This window comes from Dethiosulfatarculus sandiegensis, assembly GCF_000931935.2.
In the GTDB taxonomy this organism is placed as follows: domain Bacteria; phylum Desulfobacterota; class Desulfarculia; order Desulfarculales; family Desulfarculaceae; genus Dethiosulfatarculus; species Dethiosulfatarculus sandiegensis.
In genome coordinates, this window is the sequence record NZ_AZAC01000002.1 from 1 (window position 1) to 16,569 (window position 16,569).

10 protein-coding genes, 2 tRNA genes and 2 pseudogenes are annotated in these 16,569 nt (G+C 49.7%); 3 read left to right on the top strand and 11 right to left on the bottom strand.

What is annotated here, in order from left to right:
• Positions 1-97 precede the first annotated feature (97 nt).
• The 4 genes and pseudogenes from X474_RS25430 to X474_RS01705 all read right to left on the bottom strand — a co-directional run bounded on the left by X474_RS25430 (position 98) and on the right by X474_RS01705 (position 5,448).
• Positions 98-1,066 (bottom strand): annotated as a pseudogene (locus tag X474_RS25430) (IS481 family transposase).
• Between the two features lie 479 nt (positions 1,067-1,545).
• A complete protein-coding gene (locus X474_RS01695; protein WP_052514747.1) occupies positions 1,546-3,519 on the bottom strand; it encodes a DUF6538 domain-containing protein in 1,974 nt (657 codons plus the stop codon).
• A 97-nt stretch (positions 3,520-3,616) separates the two neighbouring features.
• Positions 3,617-3,702, bottom strand: a tRNA-Ser gene (locus X474_RS01700).
• A gap of 93 nt (positions 3,703-3,795) precedes the next feature.
• Positions 3,796-5,448 (bottom strand): putative bifunctional diguanylate cyclase/phosphodiesterase, encoded by a 1,653-nt coding sequence (locus X474_RS01705; RefSeq protein ID WP_197281921.1) that lies wholly within the window; start codon positions 5,446-5,448, stop codon positions 3,796-3,798.
• 377 nt (positions 5,449-5,825) lie between these two features.
• Between X474_RS01705 and X474_RS01710 the strand changes: the two genes are divergently transcribed.
• On the top strand, positions 5,826-6,689 hold the full coding sequence (locus X474_RS01710) for an HDOD domain-containing protein (RefSeq protein WP_044346374.1): 864 nt from the start codon (positions 5,826-5,828) through the stop codon (positions 6,687-6,689).
• 17 nt (positions 6,690-6,706) lie between these two features.
• Here the strand turns inward: X474_RS01710 and X474_RS01715 are convergent, their stop codons facing one another.
• Genes X474_RS01715 through sucD form a run of 5 tightly spaced genes read right to left on the bottom strand, consistent with a single transcriptional unit; the run spans position 6,707 to position 11,192 of the window.
• Positions 6,707-7,978, bottom strand: a complete 1,272-nt coding sequence (locus tag X474_RS01715) for a glycosyltransferase (RefSeq protein ID WP_044346375.1) — start codon at positions 7,976-7,978, stop codon at positions 6,707-6,709.
• Between the two features lie 12 nt (positions 7,979-7,990).
• Positions 7,991-8,620, bottom strand: a complete 630-nt coding sequence (locus X474_RS01720) for a hypothetical protein (RefSeq protein WP_044346376.1) — start codon at positions 8,618-8,620, stop codon at positions 7,991-7,993.
• Between the two features lie 24 nt (positions 8,621-8,644).
• Entirely contained in the window at positions 8,645-9,220 is a 576-nt protein-coding gene (locus tag X474_RS01725; RefSeq protein WP_044346377.1) for a GNAT family N-acetyltransferase, read from the bottom strand.
• Between the two features lie 32 nt (positions 9,221-9,252).
• Positions 9,253-10,287 carry a glyceraldehyde 3-phosphate dehydrogenase NAD-binding domain-containing protein gene (locus X474_RS01730; RefSeq protein ID WP_044346378.1) on the bottom strand — a complete coding sequence of 345 codons (1,035 nt, stop codon included), beginning with the start codon at positions 10,285-10,287 and terminating at the stop codon, positions 9,253-9,255.
• A gap of 29 nt (positions 10,288-10,316) precedes the next feature.
• Positions 10,317-11,192, bottom strand: coding sequence for a succinate--CoA ligase subunit alpha (gene sucD, locus X474_RS01735; protein WP_044346379.1), 876 nt, complete (start codon positions 11,190-11,192; stop codon positions 10,317-10,319).
• Positions 11,193-11,474: 282 nt separating this feature from the next.
• On the opposite strand from sucD, the gene X474_RS01740 reads away from it, so the two are divergent.
• Positions 11,475-11,551 (top strand) — tRNA-Met (locus tag X474_RS01740).
• 435 nt (positions 11,552-11,986) lie between these two features.
• Here the strand turns inward: X474_RS01740 and X474_RS01745 are convergent.
• Both X474_RS01745 and X474_RS01750 read right to left on the bottom strand, forming a co-directional pair.
• A complete protein-coding gene (locus tag X474_RS01745; RefSeq protein WP_044346380.1) occupies positions 11,987-12,889 on the bottom strand; it encodes a DNA adenine methylase in 903 nt (300 codons plus the stop codon).
• Positions 12,890-12,911: 22 nt separating this feature from the next.
• Positions 12,912-14,351, bottom strand: coding sequence for a hypothetical protein (locus X474_RS01750; protein WP_156360571.1), 1,440 nt, complete (start codon positions 14,349-14,351; stop codon positions 12,912-12,914).
• A 955-nt stretch (positions 14,352-15,306) separates the two neighbouring features.
• Between X474_RS01750 and X474_RS01760 the strand changes: the two are divergent.
• Positions 15,307-16,442, top strand: a pseudogene (locus tag X474_RS01760) (IS3 family transposase).
• Positions 16,443-16,569: the final 127 nt, after the last annotated feature.

Genomic DNA, 16,569 nt, shown 5'->3' on the forward strand with positions numbered 1-16,569 from the left:
CAGAAAACAAGACAGTCTCGAACTCCCGGGCAAAATCCAAACCAAAAACGTAAATGTGAGCAAGAAGGAAAGTTCAGAGACTGTTGATCTGTGCGATTCACAGAGATCGTTTCAGTTTTGACAATTGAAGATCAAGGAAGTAGTTTGCTTCCCTGAGGTGTTCCTTTGCCGGATCGTACATAGCTTCGACCTCTTCGGTGAAAGGGGTTTTGGAACTTCGTTCAGTTATTCGGTCGATAGGAGCCTTCCCCCCCAAACTCCCGTGCCCACGGAGCCAATTGTAGTGGAATACCCATTCATCAAGGCGGTCCTGTAATTGTGGGTCATCCAAATCGGACAAAGCGTAAAATTCATAAAGTACCGTCTTTTGAACTCGCTCCACCTTACCGTTAAGATGCGGAGATCTCGGCTTTACCGGTCGGAACTTGATGGCCCAATCCATCAACTGTTTTTGCACTTTTTGGGCGAAAAACTCTCCTCCTCGATCGGTTTGGATTCGCTGTACCGGGAATGACATTTATTCCATGACTTTTTCTAAAAAATGCAGAGTGTTGGCAGCGGTGCGTCTGGTATATAGAGCAGCAACCAGAAAGCGCGAACAGTCATCAACAGCGGTGTATTGATACAGGCCAGGTTTCAGCTTCATGGTATCCATCTGTACCCTATCGCTGGGGATAGGACGCTCATAGCGCTAGAGATGGGATCTTCGTTGCGGTCGGATCAGCTGAGACACTTGATTACGTCTTAGGACTTTATGGATCGTTGCCAGAGACAATTTCAGTACATGAGGCCATATGAACTCGTTTTGAATCCTTCTGGCTCCAAGGTGCGACTTACGGAAGCCCAAAATCCAATGCTCATGCTGTTCTGTAAGCTAACGATTTGGAGAGCGAACAGGACGACGGCTACGGTTTTCCAGCCCGGCAGGCCCTACAGATTTATACCTCATCTGCCATTTCCGTAATGTTGGATGTGTAATCCCGCACTTGAGGCACGTTCGACCAGCATGGCCCGTAGCCTCATAAACCTCTATCCCTTTCAGTCGTTTCATTGCTTCTGGAGCCATAATCCATCCTTTCTACCACATTGAAAGGATGTCTACGAATCACACAGCTAAAAAGGATCATGTTATGTCTGTGTTTGCTTTGCTGGTTAACAGCATGTTTGTTGTCCCTGTGCCTTGGGCCATCTGCCCCTTTGGTTTAAACCCTTGCCTGCTGGCCATGAAAGACCTTATCTGTAAGCGGCACAGATAAACCTCACAAATTTAAATGGTTCACCTGAACTAGAAACCTTCCATTAACCCATAAATCCCGTCAGGCTTACGTATGGCCCCGCTGTGAGGTTTTCTGTTTTTATCTATAGCTCATCATGGGGTTTAATAAGCTATGGCCCTGGCAAGGCTATTTGAAGGCCAATTGACAATATTTATTTTTTCTTCTTACCTATTAACGCTAAAACACCAAAGATAAACTTCACCAGCTCTGTTGTTTTACTCGGGGCATCCTTTCTTTGCCTCTGAATTAATCCTGTTATTGCAATAAGTTATTTCTTAACGAACTTGGAATTCTTCAGGCTGGTTAAGTCCACCCCAAAGTCAATGCGGCTGATCACATCTGCATAAAGAATCTTGACCGAATACTTCTCTGCATAAGTTCCCCAGGTTATATCCTGCTGCTCATGACCTAAAACCTCCTTGGTTTTGCTCCGGTCAATATCACTTTGCTTACAGCAGTTTGTAAAGGTGTGGCGCAGGGAATGGAAGTTCTTATCATTGCCAAATCCTGCCTCTTTTTTCAACCTGCTCCACCATTGGCCTATGGCATAGCTGTACTTCTGCTTGGCTGTGCTGAGCTTTAACTCAGGCCACAGCCTGCCGTTGGGGTCAACACCCTGCACATAGTCCAGGAATTGGAGATCCTCGAGCAAAAAGGGGTGTAGAGGGATCTTGCGTTCTCCTGCTTCTGTTTTTACGGACTTCTTTAACCCCCTGGACTTACCTGCTTGTGGAGGAAGGTTGTTATTGATATCCATGCACCATATGCCTTCAACCTGCCTGATGTCTGCGGTCAATAGCTGTGCTATTTCTTCCAACCTGGCTCCTGTGAACAGAGCCAAAAGCGGCACCCAGAACTTGGAAGGGTGTCTTTTGTTAATTAGATCCTGTGCATACCAACGGCTTTCCACAAACAGCTTGTGTAGGTCTTGAGATGTGTAGGCCTTGATGGGTGAAGAGTGCTTGCGCTTCTTGCCCTCAACCACCAGTACTCCCTTAAGCCCATCTCTAAGGCCGTATCCCTGACCTTTCAGCCAAGTTAACAATGCCTTGATAATGGAAAAGTGGTTGATAATGGCCTTGGGTGTGATTTTACTGCCTGTGGTTTTGCCGGAGAGGCCGTAAACCTTGTTGGCATACCTGCGGACCTGGGGCAGGGTAAGTTCACTGACCAGGGTCTTTTCACCAACAACTTGCAGGAAAAGCTCTATTTTTGGGTTGAGGTCCATTATGGTGCCCTTGTTCCAGGCTCCAGTTCGCACCTTGTGCTTGGTGAACTTATCCACAGCCTTGCGCATGGTGATGGTTGTCTCAACCTCAGGCTTTTTGGACTTTCGCTTTTTTTCTCCCATAGGCAGGTATGACCCATATTGGGGGTCTGCGTATTGATCACCATACCGACCATGAAGCCTATCCATCTTGATTCTATTGACTTTTTGAATTGCCTTGGTGAGTTCCCAGGCAAGCCGCTTGAAGCTGAGGGAAGAGGTGGGCAGGCTCAGCCCGATTCGTTTTAGCTCATCTTTGGCCACATGCTGAAACTGGGTGTAGTCCGAGGAGTTGACCGGTTCCATGATGACAAAGTCGCAAACATCCAGGTTATCAAAATAACGGTCAATTTCTTGTTCAGTGAGCGGCCTTTCCCTGTCTATCTTCCAGTTTTCAAACTCGTTAAGGTCACGAACTATGAAGTTGTGAACAATCTGGTTAATCTGATCCATGGTGAGTTCAGGCATTCTAAGTGCATCCCCCAATAGCATCCTGATGGACGGTAAATCATTAAACCTGTGAGATGAGGTGATATTCCCATTTCCCAGGCTTTTCAAGCTGAATTCACCTTCTGTTTTTTTGTCGCCGTCTTGAGGGTTACTGCTAACGGCCTTGGCCTGTGGTTTTGCCTTGGGCGCTTCACACTCCTTGGCCCTTGGCCTTGCTTTCTCGCTGTTTTTAGGCTTGGGCTTTTCTTCAGGTTTAACCCTTGCCTTAGCCTTTTGTTCAGCCTCAACTACAGCCCTGGCCTGTTGAACCAACCTTTGCCCGGCTATTTTCCTTCGGTGTTCCTCAAACTTCAGATCCACCTCAACCGCAGCCACTCTCACCAGCTTCACAGCTTCCCGGTAGTCCCTGGTTCTAAGCGAGAAAGTCTCTTCACTCTTGGGGTAGGTGTCCTTGATGTCTGCGGGGATGGAAGCACGGTGATAATAGACGTTTCCACGACGAACCAGGCGGCCCATTTTGGACATGATTTTTCACTCCGCTGTAACAGGGAACTGTAACAGTTGAGCAAATTTGCGGTGTTTTTTACTGATTTATTAAGAAACGCAGTAAGATAAGGTATGTTGGCGGAGGGAGTAGGATTCGAACCCACGGACCTTTCGGTCAACGGTTTTCAAGACCGCCGCCTTCGACCACTCGGCCATCCCTCCGCATCTGGTTTTGTTTGCCCTATCTCTGTACCATTGAGTTTTGGGGTCGTCAACTGGTTATAGGCTTCAGGGAAGTGATTAAAAAGGGATTGGCTAGAAAAGGCGCCAGGATTCCTGCTTTAACAAGGTTATCAGGGTTTCGGCAGGCAGGGCCGGGCTTACGGCATAGCCCTGAACGAATTCACAGCCATGGGCATACAGGAACTCCATCTGTTGTTTGTATTCAACCCCGGCGGCGACTACCGTAAGCCCAAGTTCCTTGGCCAGGGATATAATACCCAATACCACCGACGGGTCCTTGGGGAGTTCCTGGATAAAACTGCGGTCGATCTTGATTATGTCTATGGGGGCTTTCTTTAAATACCGCAAAGAGGACAGGCCGGTCCCGAAGTTGTCTACGCTAATTTTCACGCCCTGGTTTTTCAGGCGGCCCATTACCTCTATACTGGCGTCAATATTGTGCATGATGACTTTTTCAGTCAGCTCAAGTTCCAGCGCGTGGGGCGGCAGGCCCGACTCCTGTAAGGCAGCCTCCACCATGGCCACAAAATCATGTTGCCAAAGCAGTTGGCGGGCGCTGATGTTAACCGAGACGGTAAGATCCTTTTGACCAACCCTGCGGAGTCCGTCTGCTGTCATGCAGGCCTGTTTAAGGATCCACTCACCCAAGGGAACGATTAATCCGGTTTCTTCGGCCAGGGGGATAAACTCCCTGGGAGGGGCCAGGCCCAATTCCGGCCTTTGCCAGCGGGCGACCGCCTCTATGCCCATGACCAGGCCGGAAGAGAGTTTCACCTTGGGCTGGTAGTGAACCACAAATTCTTGACGCTCAAAACCCTTGCGCAGGTTTTGCTCGAGCAGGTAACGCCGCTTGGCCTGGTTGCGCAGACTGTTGCAGAAGACCTGACATTTATGTTTGCCGTTTTCCTTGGCATGATACATGGCCATATCGGCTTTTTTAATGAGGCCTTCGGAATCCTTGCCGTGTTCGGGAAAAATGGCGATGCCTATGCTGAAGCTGGTATAAAGCTCATGATCTTCCGCTACTAACGGCCTTTCAAAGGCGCGAAGGATGCGCCGGCCTACAATATCGGCAGCTTCTTTGCTTTCGGTTCCCGGCAGGAGCACCAAAAATTCGTCGCCGCCCACCCGTGATACTGTGTCCTCTTCCCGCAGGCATTCAAGAAGCCTTTGGGCAACGGCCTTGAGAAGATGGTCTCCTGTTGCATGTCCCAAGCTGTCGTTTATGGTTTTAAAATTATCCAGGTCCAGGAACAGAACAGCCAGGCCTGCTTGATTACGCCGCGCAGTGGCCAAAGCCACTTTAAGGCGATCCCGGAAAAGGGTTCGATTGGGCAGCTTGGTCAGAACATCGTATTGAACAGCGGAAAAGTCGCCTTCCTCCAAGGCCTGATGAATTTCAAGGTCCCGAAGGGTGATTATCACATGGTCGATTTTCCCCTGGGCATCCAATATGGGGTGAAAGGTGGTCCAGTAATGCTTTTTTTCATTGTATGCCAGACAAAAGCGCACACCGCCTTGCCACCAGCCGCTGTCTTGCATTGACCTTTTGGCTCTGGTGCGAAAATCCATCCCATTGAGCTGATCAAGCATTTGGGTGAGGTCCATACCGGTGAGGCTATCCAGGCTGTAGCCCAAAATTCGCACTAAGGAAGGGTTGGCTTTTTTGATCACCCAGTTGGAGTTGGTAACGGCAATGCCGTCCAAAGAATGATTAAATGCCATTTCCCCATAGGGTAGATCATTAAATCTGCTTTCAGAAGCAGATACATTAGTACCAGATTCTTCATCATTAGGGAAAAGCAAAGTGCTTTTCGGTATATCCCAGGAATAAGGCTTTTTCATTAGCTCTATTGTCCGGTTGTTTGTCCTTTAAGAAAAGGTAATGAAGGGCCCTTAATAGTGCTAAAGTATTGTTAGGACAGGCTACTTCTTTTCATCACGCTTCAGGTAGAGCAGGCAAGTTATTCTTTAATCAGGGGTATTAGTATCGCCTTGACTTGTATGGTTTTTCAGGTGATTATCATATAAAGTGAAAAATAAAAACCTATTTTCCTTTCGTAATACGATTGTCTTTTACCTGTTGATCTGAAAAGTGGCGCATGTTTAAAAAATATTTACGCAGAATCAGAAACCTGCCGACTTTACCTACTATCCTGGCATTGATCATAGCCACATTGGATGATCCCAAGTCTTCCGTGGGAAATCTGGAAAAGATTATCCGTCACGATCAGGCCCTGACCGCCAAGCTGCTGGCGGTTGCCAATTCACCTTATTATGGATTCAGGCATGAGATTACTTCCGTGAGCCGGGCTGTGGTGGCGATCGGCTATAACGAGGTGCGCAACCTCTGCATGGGGCTCAGCTTGATGAACTATATGCATCCCGAGACATTCAAGGATCGCCGCGAGGCGGAGATAATGTGGCTTCACTCGCTTTTGGCTTCCGAGGCCTCCCGCATTGTGGCTGAAAAAACCGGCAAGGTGGATGCCGAGATGGCCTTTACCGCAGGCCTGTTGCATGATGTGGGCAAGGTTATTTTAGCCGCGTTTTTTCCGGATGAGATGCTTGTTTTAAAAAGGTTGATAAAGGAACGGAGTTATTTCTTGCTCGAGGCTGAAGAGGTCCTGGGCATGAGCCACCAGGAGGTTGGGCAACACATAAGCCAAGAGTGGAAATTGCCCGAAATGTTCGCGGAAGTCTTGGGGCGCCATCATAAACCAAGACCTTATCATCCCTTTTTCAATATGATCGCCGTGGTGCATATTGCGGACAACCTGGCCCGCATGACCGGTCTGGGCGGCACCTACCGGCCGGACGCCATGGGCATCCACACCCAGGCCTTGGACGGTCTGCGCCTAACAATGGCGGATGTGGATGAATGCTATGATTCCCTTATGGAGCGCAAACAAGCTGTGATCTCCCTTTGGGAAAGTATGGTTGAGCCCCAAAACAGGCCGGTTTGACTAGGACGAGGTTTTTTTTAGTTTGCCTTGAGGTAGAGCTCAGCCAGGCTCTTTACCATCACATCTTTGGTATGCCGCTTTTCCACATGCATTTTAAGCGCCAGGCCAAGGCCCGCGGCTTGATCCGGGTTTTGCAAAATCCAGGCAAGACCCTGGGCCAGGGCCTTTGAATTTTGGCTCTCCGCGCCCAGTCCCCTCTCTAATTTAGATAAGCCGGGTGCTAATTGGGGGTGGGACGCTTCCCCCAAAAGGTCTGTGACTCCGCCCACCCGGGTGGCTAAAACCGGTTTTCCGCATGCTCCGGCCTCAAGTATGGCCAAAGGCGTGCCCTCGTTCAGGCTGGTGAGCATCAGAATATCCATACCGGGGATAAAGGCCTCCGGATCTGAGCGGTTGCCGCAGAAAATGACCTGGTCGCTGATGCCCAATTCCCCGGCCTTTTGGCTTAGCTGCTCCATATCTTCATCTAACCCTCCGCCGATGATGGCGAAAAGGCAATTTTGAAAGAGCTCCGGCTTTAGCCCGGCCAGCTCGGCCGCGGCTTCAAGAAACAGGCCGTAGTTTTTGACCTTGGCCACCCTTCCCACCGCGCAGATGAGTTTTTGCTCTTCTTTGATGCCCAGTTCTTTTCTGAATATATCCCTGTTTTTTTGCAGTTGGGAGAATTGACCCAGGTCTATCCCCAAAGGCAGGGTAAAGAACTGTTCTTCATTGCCAACTTTATAGGTATGGCATATTTCCCGGAATTGAAGAGGGCTGATCACCACGATCCGCCAGGTGGCAAACCGGGCCAGAAAGCGTTCCAGCCCTAAAAACAGCCTGGCCTTGGCCGGGCTGAAATAACCGCTGAAGGTGTGCCCGTGAAAGGTGTGTATGGCCTTGGGCAGGGGCCTGCCTGTGAGCCGGGCCCAGGGGCGATAGACGAGGAGCGCCGCCCTGCCCAGAAAACCCGCTTTGGAGGTCTCTGTGGCCAGTATATCCGGTTTATGCTTTATCAAAAGCCGGATTATGGCAAAGAGGCTTGAGATGTCTTTAAAGGGGCTGATCGCCCGGCCCATTTGGGGCAGAATCCGGTATGCGATGCCTTGTTCCTTTAGCCAGGGACCGAGGTCGTCTTCATCCGGCGCTACTTTGCCCGCCACAAGTATTTGGTCAAACCGGTCCTTGGGCAGTCCGGTCATAAGCCAGGCCATAAGCCGGGCCGGGCCGCCGACATTAAGACGGGCAATGAGGCGCAGGATTTTTATAGTTTCAGACTGGGCCTGATCTGTTTTGTTTTTGTTTTGCATGTTGTTTTAAGGTCAGTCTTCCCTGATGCCGAACAACAGGTTGGTAAAGTTCCTTTTCACCGGCCTTTCGATGTTTTCGCCGAGCCGGGCCATAAAAAGGTTTTCCGCCCTGAGACTGACATTGGGTTCATTGGTGGGGTATTGCCTGAAACCATAAGGCGTTAAAAGGTGGATAATGGTGTCCCTGTATTCCTGAAGGGTCTTGTGGGTCTCTTCCATGTCCCAGGTCCAGGTGTATCCCACAATATATAGAATGCGGTCTTCGTTTTCCGGTTCATTGCAGATGAGCCGCAACATGGGCTTCATCAGGCCATGACTCCGCCAGCCCCTGGCGTTTTCCCCCAGCACTTCAAAGAGTAAAGGCGGGTCCATCTCGGCCCAGCGTTCGTCTGAAGGGGGTTTTCTGCGCACGCAATAGCCCACAATATGGTTGCCTTCATCCACACAAAGGCAAAGGTTGTTCTTTTTTTCCGCGGCCAGGCTTCTAAGGCTTTTTTTGCTGGTCAAAAGGGAGCGGTATTGGGGAAAGACTCCTATGCCCTCGTCCAGTTCACAGGAGTCTATATATTCGGGCGTTACATAGGAACGGACCTCTATTGGGCCCTTGGAGGATTGGACTATCTCTTTATCAGGCTTTGCCATCAAACTTTCTTTGGTTGGGTCGGTTTAATAATCCTCGTAGCCCTGATGCAGCCTTTTAACCATGAGGACCAGGTCATAGTAATTGCCCCTGGGGTCTTTCACGTGGTTCGGCAAAACCGCCTGCGCGAAAAAATCCAAAGTGCCTGCGGCCTGGATGGCCTGGTCTTCTATTCCCTTGATGTATTCCGCAACCAATATGGTGAGGCCCATGTTGACTGCAAGCTGGATAAGATCCAGAAGCATGTAAGTGCCCAGGCGCTGATGCCTTTGCCAGGGATCCAGAACCACCCTGACCCGGGCTATGTGCCCCCTGGCGCCTGGAAAGTAGCGGTATAAAGTGGCCTTGCCAAGTATGCGCCCGTCTTCACCTGTGGCCACAATGGGGATAACCAGGCGGGGATCATAGTTTAAGATTATATCCCTTACGATCCGTTCGTCACTTACGTCGTTTAACAGATACCAGCGGTCTGTGGCCGGGATGCGGCGGTAGAAATCCAGCAGCTGGTCTCCGTCTGTCTTGGAATCAAGGGGGCGCAGCCATACCTCGCTGCCGTCTTTCAAGATCATGGGCCTTGGGTATCCGTGTTTGGTTATCGGCATGCTGGCCTCCCTTATTCTAATTTAGGCAAGAACTAGAATTTTCCCGTAATAACCTCCAGGGTGTCCACCACCCGACAGCAATAGGCATATTCATTGTCGTGCCAGATCAGCATACGTAAAAAAGATCCGTTGAGATCGAGCCAGTTGTTATCAATTACTGCGGAAAAGGTGGTTTGGATGAAGTCGCCTGCCACCTTGGGCCTTCCGCAGAATCCCTGGTCCAAGCATAGCACATCTTTCAGCTCAGACTGAGAGGCAGTTTGGAAAATTTCCGTCACCTGGGCCTTGCTCTGAGGCGGGTCTTTTAATACCACATCCACCATAAGGGCGTTCACCACCAAAGTGGGAACCCTTAGGGTCATGGCCATGATTTTGCCCTCGAGTTCAGGCAAGAGCTGAGCCGTTGTGCGGGGAACGGAGCTGTTCACCGGACGCACACCAAGGCCTGAGCGACCGGCGGAAAATTCCCCGGCCGGTGAATCCAAAAGGGAGTCGCCGGATAAAGCGGGGTGTACGCTGGTAACAGAGACTTGGTCCACCCCATAGGCCTGGTCCAACACCTTCAAGGTGGGGGCCAGGGCGTTGGCCGTACAGGTGGAACAGGAGATGGCGTGATGGTTCCGGGGATCGTAGTCATCAAAGTTGACCCCCCTGGCCAAGGTGGCCTGGGCTTTATTCACGCTTCTGGTGATTAGAACCTTTTTCACCTTTTCCGGGGCCAGGCTTGATGCCTTTTCCACAGAACCGGGATCTCCGGTTGCGTCGATAAGCACCTCTACTCCCAAACCGGCCCAGTCTATGTCTTGGGGGGCTTGGTTGAGAAAAAGGCGCAACTGTGCCCCGTTAACCAGGATATTGCCTTCCGTACAAGAAATTTCCTGGTTACAGGGGCCGTAGGTGGTGTCATGTGCCAGAAGATAGGCCAGATTGGCGGCCGTCTCCTTGGTCTCCCGATTTTGGGGGTTGACCTCGGAGACGGCCCTGACCTCATATCCGCCACGGCAAAGGATTTCCCTGAAAAGGCCTCTGCCCACCCGGCCTAAACCTATTAGTCCTATGCCGATCATGAGCTTTAATTTTTGTTTTGGTTAAAGGGTCAGCCCGCCAGTGTTTTGGCCACTTGCGCGCCGAATTCACCCAGTTTGCGAACTACAGTTATACCCGCGTTTTCCATTGCTTCAATCTTATCCGAAGCCTTGCCCTTGCTGCCGCTTACTATGGCGCCTGCATGGCCCATGCGCTTGCCCGGAGGAGCGGTGAGCCCCGCCACAAAACCAAAGACCGGTTTGGGATATTTTTCTTCTTTGATCATGGCGGCGGCTCTTTCCTCGGCATCACCGCCGATCTCGCCGATCATGACCACGGCCTCGGTATCCGGGTCTTCTGCAAATAATTTGAGCAGCGCCAAAAAGTCCAGGCCAATTATTGGGTCTCCGCCCATGCCGATGCAGGTGGACTGGCCCAATCCGGCTTGGGTGAGCTGGTGTACCACTTCATAAGTAAGGGTGCCTGAACGGCTGATCAGGCCGATCTTGCCTTGTTTGTGGATATAGGCGGGCATGATGCCGACCTTGCATTTGCCCGGGCTGATGACGCCGGGGCAGTTGGGGCCGACCATCTTGGTGTTGTTGGCCTTGAGCACGTTTTTGGCCATGATCATATCCTTGACCGGAATGTGCTCTGTGATTGCGACCACCAGATCCACACCGGCCTCGCTGGCCTCGCAGATGGCGTCGGCCGCAAAACGCGCCGGTACAAAAATCACGGAAACGTTGGCCCCGGTCTCTTTGACCGCATCGCCAACCGTGTTAAAGATGGGCACATCCAGAGCTTTTTGCCCTGCCTTGCCCGGGGTGACGCCTGCCACCACCTTGGAGCCGTACTCGATCATCTTCTCTGCGTGGAACATGCCCTCCTTGCCGGTGAGCCCTTGAACCACAATGCGGGAGTTTTCATTAACCAGAATGCTCATGGTGAACCTCCAAACAAACCGGCAAGGCCGGGGTATACGCGGTGAAGATATACGAGCAATCAGTCTATCTCACAGCTCATGGGGGTTCAAGGCGCGAGGCCTTCTATTCTGGTCTGAATTGTATAAAGTAGTGGGTTTGCCCATATATAAATAGGTGGATCGGGCGTCTGGCGTGAAAATTCCCCATGGATCGGCCTGCCGGTGGGGTTACAAATAGATTGCAGATAAAATTCTCAACGTATTGACAGGTTAGGGGTTCGACGCTATAGTTGGCTCCAGTGACGCGGGGTGGAGCAGTTCGGTAGCTCGTCGGGCTCATAACCCGAAGGTCGGAGGTTCAAATCCTCCCCCCGCTACCACTAAAAAAAAGCAAGAAGCAGGTCGCCGGCCGGCGACCTTTTTTATTTTTCAAAAATTGGTTTTCCCCCACCATTTCCCCCAGTTGAACGGAAAACCGTGATTTGAAGTCTATCGACCGGTTTATTTAGGTGGGGAGCATGCTGGCAAGGCGATATGGTTGCTCTTGGACTTAGGGAGCAATGCCAATCAAGGCTTTAGCCAAAAGGAAAGCTTCCACTGGTGACTGCGCATAGGCCGGTTTCCCTGTCATCTAGTCCAAATATTGCACGTTCGAATATATGAGTCTCACCTCTGATAGACTGACAGTCTATGGGCATCCCGTTGAACATGGTTTAGAGTCGGTTTCAGTAACCTTCCCACCGAAGTCCAGCATCCAACCTCAAAATTGATCCTTAAGTGGATGACAGAGTAGGTAATGCTATTCATGGTCAAAGCTAAAGATCATGTTTGACACCTGACGTGTTAAAGTGAATCGTTGGCAGGGATTGTACCGCTTCTTGAGGCACGTTAAGTGTGTTTGAGTGTATTAATACCTCTTTCCCTTCGCGATAAGTATACGCGCTATAGCCAAGCGTAAACTGGATTTGAGGAAGTGTATTATACAGGGCTCTGATCGGGCCAACATTATCGTAGGTTAAGACCCAAGGAGTATGGCTAGATGAAAGTAAGTGATCAGCGAGTTGCTGATGCTGGACATGGGTAAATCTGTTCATATATAGCGATGCCCCCTTCACATAGTATGGTGGATCAAGATATATGAAAGTACGGTCTGCGGTTTGGCTGTGACTTACTTCTTTTATACAATCCAGACCGTCAAGCCCAGATACTTTGATCCTATCGGCATAGGCCCCGATCCGATAAATCCTTCGGGCAAGCTGATCCCTATTGTATCTGGCATTAATTTTATACTTCCCGTTTTGTTCATATCCACCGATCGGACCCCCGTTATGAATTATTCCTGATCTGGTTGTGCGGTTTAAAAAAAAAGTCGCGAATCCAAGTTTTAGAATATCCTCTACATTACCAGCCTCATAAATTTTTCTTTGCTCGTACCATTCAGCAACACTAACCTCGGTTTTGGTCAATAAATCTAAAAACTCTTCATTGTAACCAGTGACGGCATCCCAGAAGCATCTGATACGATAATCTGCATCATTTATGGTGATACTTTCGACGTATTCTTCAAATAAAAGTCTCAGAGCAGCCCCGGCTCCACCTGCGTAAGGTTCTACGTAATGTGGTTCGACAATACTGTTATGGGCAAGTACTTGAATAAGAAATGGTGATAATTTAGCCTTGCCGCCTGGATATCTAAGTGGGCTATATGGTTCAGACATTTAAACTCACTTCCATTTATGCCTATCTAAGGATGATTTCAAGCATTGGTTCTGCCCGTTCCCATAGCTTCCGAATGTCTGACTCTGTGGGGGTAACGAAGGGATTATGAGTGAAAGCATTGAATCCTTCAATAGTAATGAAGTAATCCGCATCACCCGCTGCAAGTGAACCTAACGCCTTATACCCATCTGCTGACATCCCTGAAAAAATGCGGTTTTTCACCGAATAGCTGATCAATTTCTTAATGGGCGGTGTCCATTGTGGGTTGTTTCTTCGCTGTTTTCCATTTTTATCTGCAAAATCACAAGCCTTTGTATCATGTTTGTATTCGGTTATAAATGTCCATAAAGCTATATCAAGCAAGACGCGGAGCATGACTCCGGTGGAGTTTGGGTGTGACTCGATCTTTATGGACTTAAGCTCATTGAAGACTGCACGTACTTTTTGGTTTTTACAAGTACAATTAAAACCGTAAGGAACAACACTTCTGGACTTTCTTGGTGCTCTTTTGGCCGGTGGTTTTGGAGGTTGTTTTTTGGGACCAGGGCTGGAATTACCTCCCGGTAGTATATCGTCAGGAATAAACTTGCCACGTTTTTTGGTTTTTGGTAACTTGGCCTCTACCTTGGCGATATATTTTTCCCAGTCAGAAGACTTGTTTATCTGTCGTGTAAAGCTGTCCTCAGTCACAATATCATTCATTATTTGCGCCAGAACGGCCTTGAATCTATCAGTGTGAACCTTTCCCGCAAATCCTAATATGTCATCCAGTTCAATCCCTAGCAGTTTTCGTCCGTGAGTTGATTCGATAAAACGTTCTAAGGTGGTAAGCGGGAATCTTGGGTTTTGGATTTTGTTTCTTATTGCCTCTGGATATTCAAGGGTAAGTGCCAATTGGTATAGTTTTTCGGACCGCAGTAAACTCCTCACGTGGCCAAGAGTTTCATCAGTTTTGTCTGCTACCTCTTCGGGTGATAAACCTTCTTCACTTAATTCCCGGAAATACTGGGCCTGTTGAAGGCTATCCCATCGTTTTTTGGGAATGTGAGTATGAACTGCTGAAATGATCGGAGCAGCGTCTAGTCTGGTATTAACGACAACAACATCCAGTTTGCCCAACCTAGTCAGGTCTGTTTGTGATGATAGCTTTTTATAATTTGTGACCTGCTGAGGTGTTGAGGCTAACTCCGGGGCCATCAAGAGCCTGATGGCAGCAAGCCGCCGGTTCCCTTCTAAGACAATGTACTTTTTGCCTTCCTGCACCGCTATCAGTAGTTCCTGTGGGAAAAGTCCCCTACGAGCAATCTTTTTGGCTAAATCACTCACATTTTCATTTTCAAGAAGCCAGTGTAGTATCTGTCTCTGATCTTCTGAGCGGTTACCTACGGGAATACGGGTATTTTTTGGATCTAATCTTAGGCTGCCTACCTTGATGAGCTTAGTAGTGTAATTAATAGCCAATGGTCCCCCTCCACAGTCTGAATAGCTAACGATATCAACAGGACAGGCTTGATCACCAGCATAATGCCACGATTACAGCCCCAAGCGCCACTGAAAACCCTATATTGTTCAATTAAGTTGGAAAAACGGTTCCATTCTTTGGTCCTACTTGCCTTTTATTGCAAACCTGCAATCAGTCCCGACAAAGGCTTGTTGCCCCATTGTACACTTCCAGCCTTTATTTGGATGAATAGAAGGCGGTGCCCCCGGTCGGACTTGAACGCCTCTTAGAATCCACTTCAGGGCCTTTCCAAGCAAGGTGCTGGCCCCCTTCCCAGGCTTAATGTTCAATTTGACTAATGGGAGTTGGATTGCCCACAGTTCACCATGCCCCTGTGCAGCCCCTCATTACCCCGTGGGTGTGGACTTATGATATCTGATTGAACGGGATTGTTCTCCATGCGATTCGGGCAATGTTTTTCGATGTGTCAATAAACATAATCGTTTCTATGCTAAAATTTTCCAATTCTTCCCCGATACCCGATCCCGGATACTATTAGGAGGCCGGACAGGTCATATATGAGGCCAAATAGGCCCCGAAGCACGGTTTTCGTGGTGAAATGCCCATGTTCAATGGTATGTGGCGGCCCAAAAGCGGGACCTCAACCCGGTATCGGTCAATAATGGGCTTTACGACAGTGGTTCAAAGTACCCGTTAAAAGTTTGAACAGACTTTCCCAATCTATGTGTTGGCGGCTAAAGTGATCACTGCTCCGGGTCCCACTCATCCTGAAATCGGCTTATCGCCGCATGAATCTTTTGAACCAAAGGGCGGAATTCAGGATCATCCATAACCTTCTGCCGTGGTTTGCCATGGGCAAGGTACTGTTCATGGAAGGACCAGCCCATGCCGTTAGAGGTGGTCCCCAAAAGTCGGACAGGTGCTTAAGGTAGAATTGACCGAGAAAGATGGAGGATGCAAATGGCCAAACGTAAACCCCACAGCGCCTCTTTCAAGGCCAAGGTGGCACTTGAAGCGATTAAGGGCGAGATGACGATCGCCGAGTTGGCGTCACGTTACGAGGTCCACCCCACCATGATCACCAAGTGGAAAAAGCAGGCGATGGACGGTATGGCCGACACCTTTGCCAAGGGGGGCCGCAGCCCCCGGCAAGACGACCAGGAAGCCCGTATAAAGGAGTTGCACGCCAAAATCGGCGAACTGACCGTGGAGAGGGGTTTTTTAGCCAAGGCCTTCGGACGTTGAGCCACGCTCGGAGGTTGGACATGATAACTCCCAAACACCGACGGCTCAGCATCACCCGGCAATTCGCCCTGATGCGGGTGTCCCGTTCATCGTTCTATTATCACGGCAAGGGGGAATCGCCGCTAAACCTGAAGCTGATGCGCTTGATAGACGAGCAGTGGCTAAAAGCCCCATTCTTCGGCAGCCGCCGGATGACCAGCCACCTGCGTAGGAAGGGTTACGGCATTAATCGGAAAAAGGTGCGCCGCCTGATGAGGAAGATGGGTTTGGAGGCTGTGTATCCCCGGCCCAAAACCACCAGGCCACACCCGAAACACCCGGTCTATCCGTACCTGCTGAGAGGGCTCGCTATTGACCGACCCAACCAAGTCTGGGCCGCCGACATCACCTTTTTGCCGATGCCCAGGGGCTTCATGCACTTGGTGGCCGTCATGGATTGGCATACCCGCAAGATCCTCTCCTGGCGCTTGTCAAACACCCTGGAGACTGATTTTTGCCTGGCCGCCGTGGAGGACGCCGTCAGGGATTACGGAATACCTGACATCTTCAACACAGATCAGTGAAGCCAATTCACCTCTCTTGCCTTCACGGGGCTTCTGAAAGAACACGACATCAAGATATCCATGGATGGCAAGGGGGCCTGGAGGGACAATGTTTTCATCGAGCGACTGTGGTGGTCGCTCAAGTACGAGTGCGTATACATCAACGAATATGCGGATCCCTGCTCGCTGAGAAAGGGGTTGGCAACATGGATTGGTTTCTATAATTCCGAAAGACCTCATTCCTCACTGGAAGACCACACCCCGGATGAGGCATACTTTCGGGCACTGCCAAAGGCGGCTTAAAAATGACTGGCCAATTCAACCTTATTTTCGCCGCCTACCTGTCTTAAAATTGGGGGGCACCGTTATAATCGAGATGCATCTGGCCAGAATAAGCTTATATACTGCTATATTAAAAAATTACGTTCTA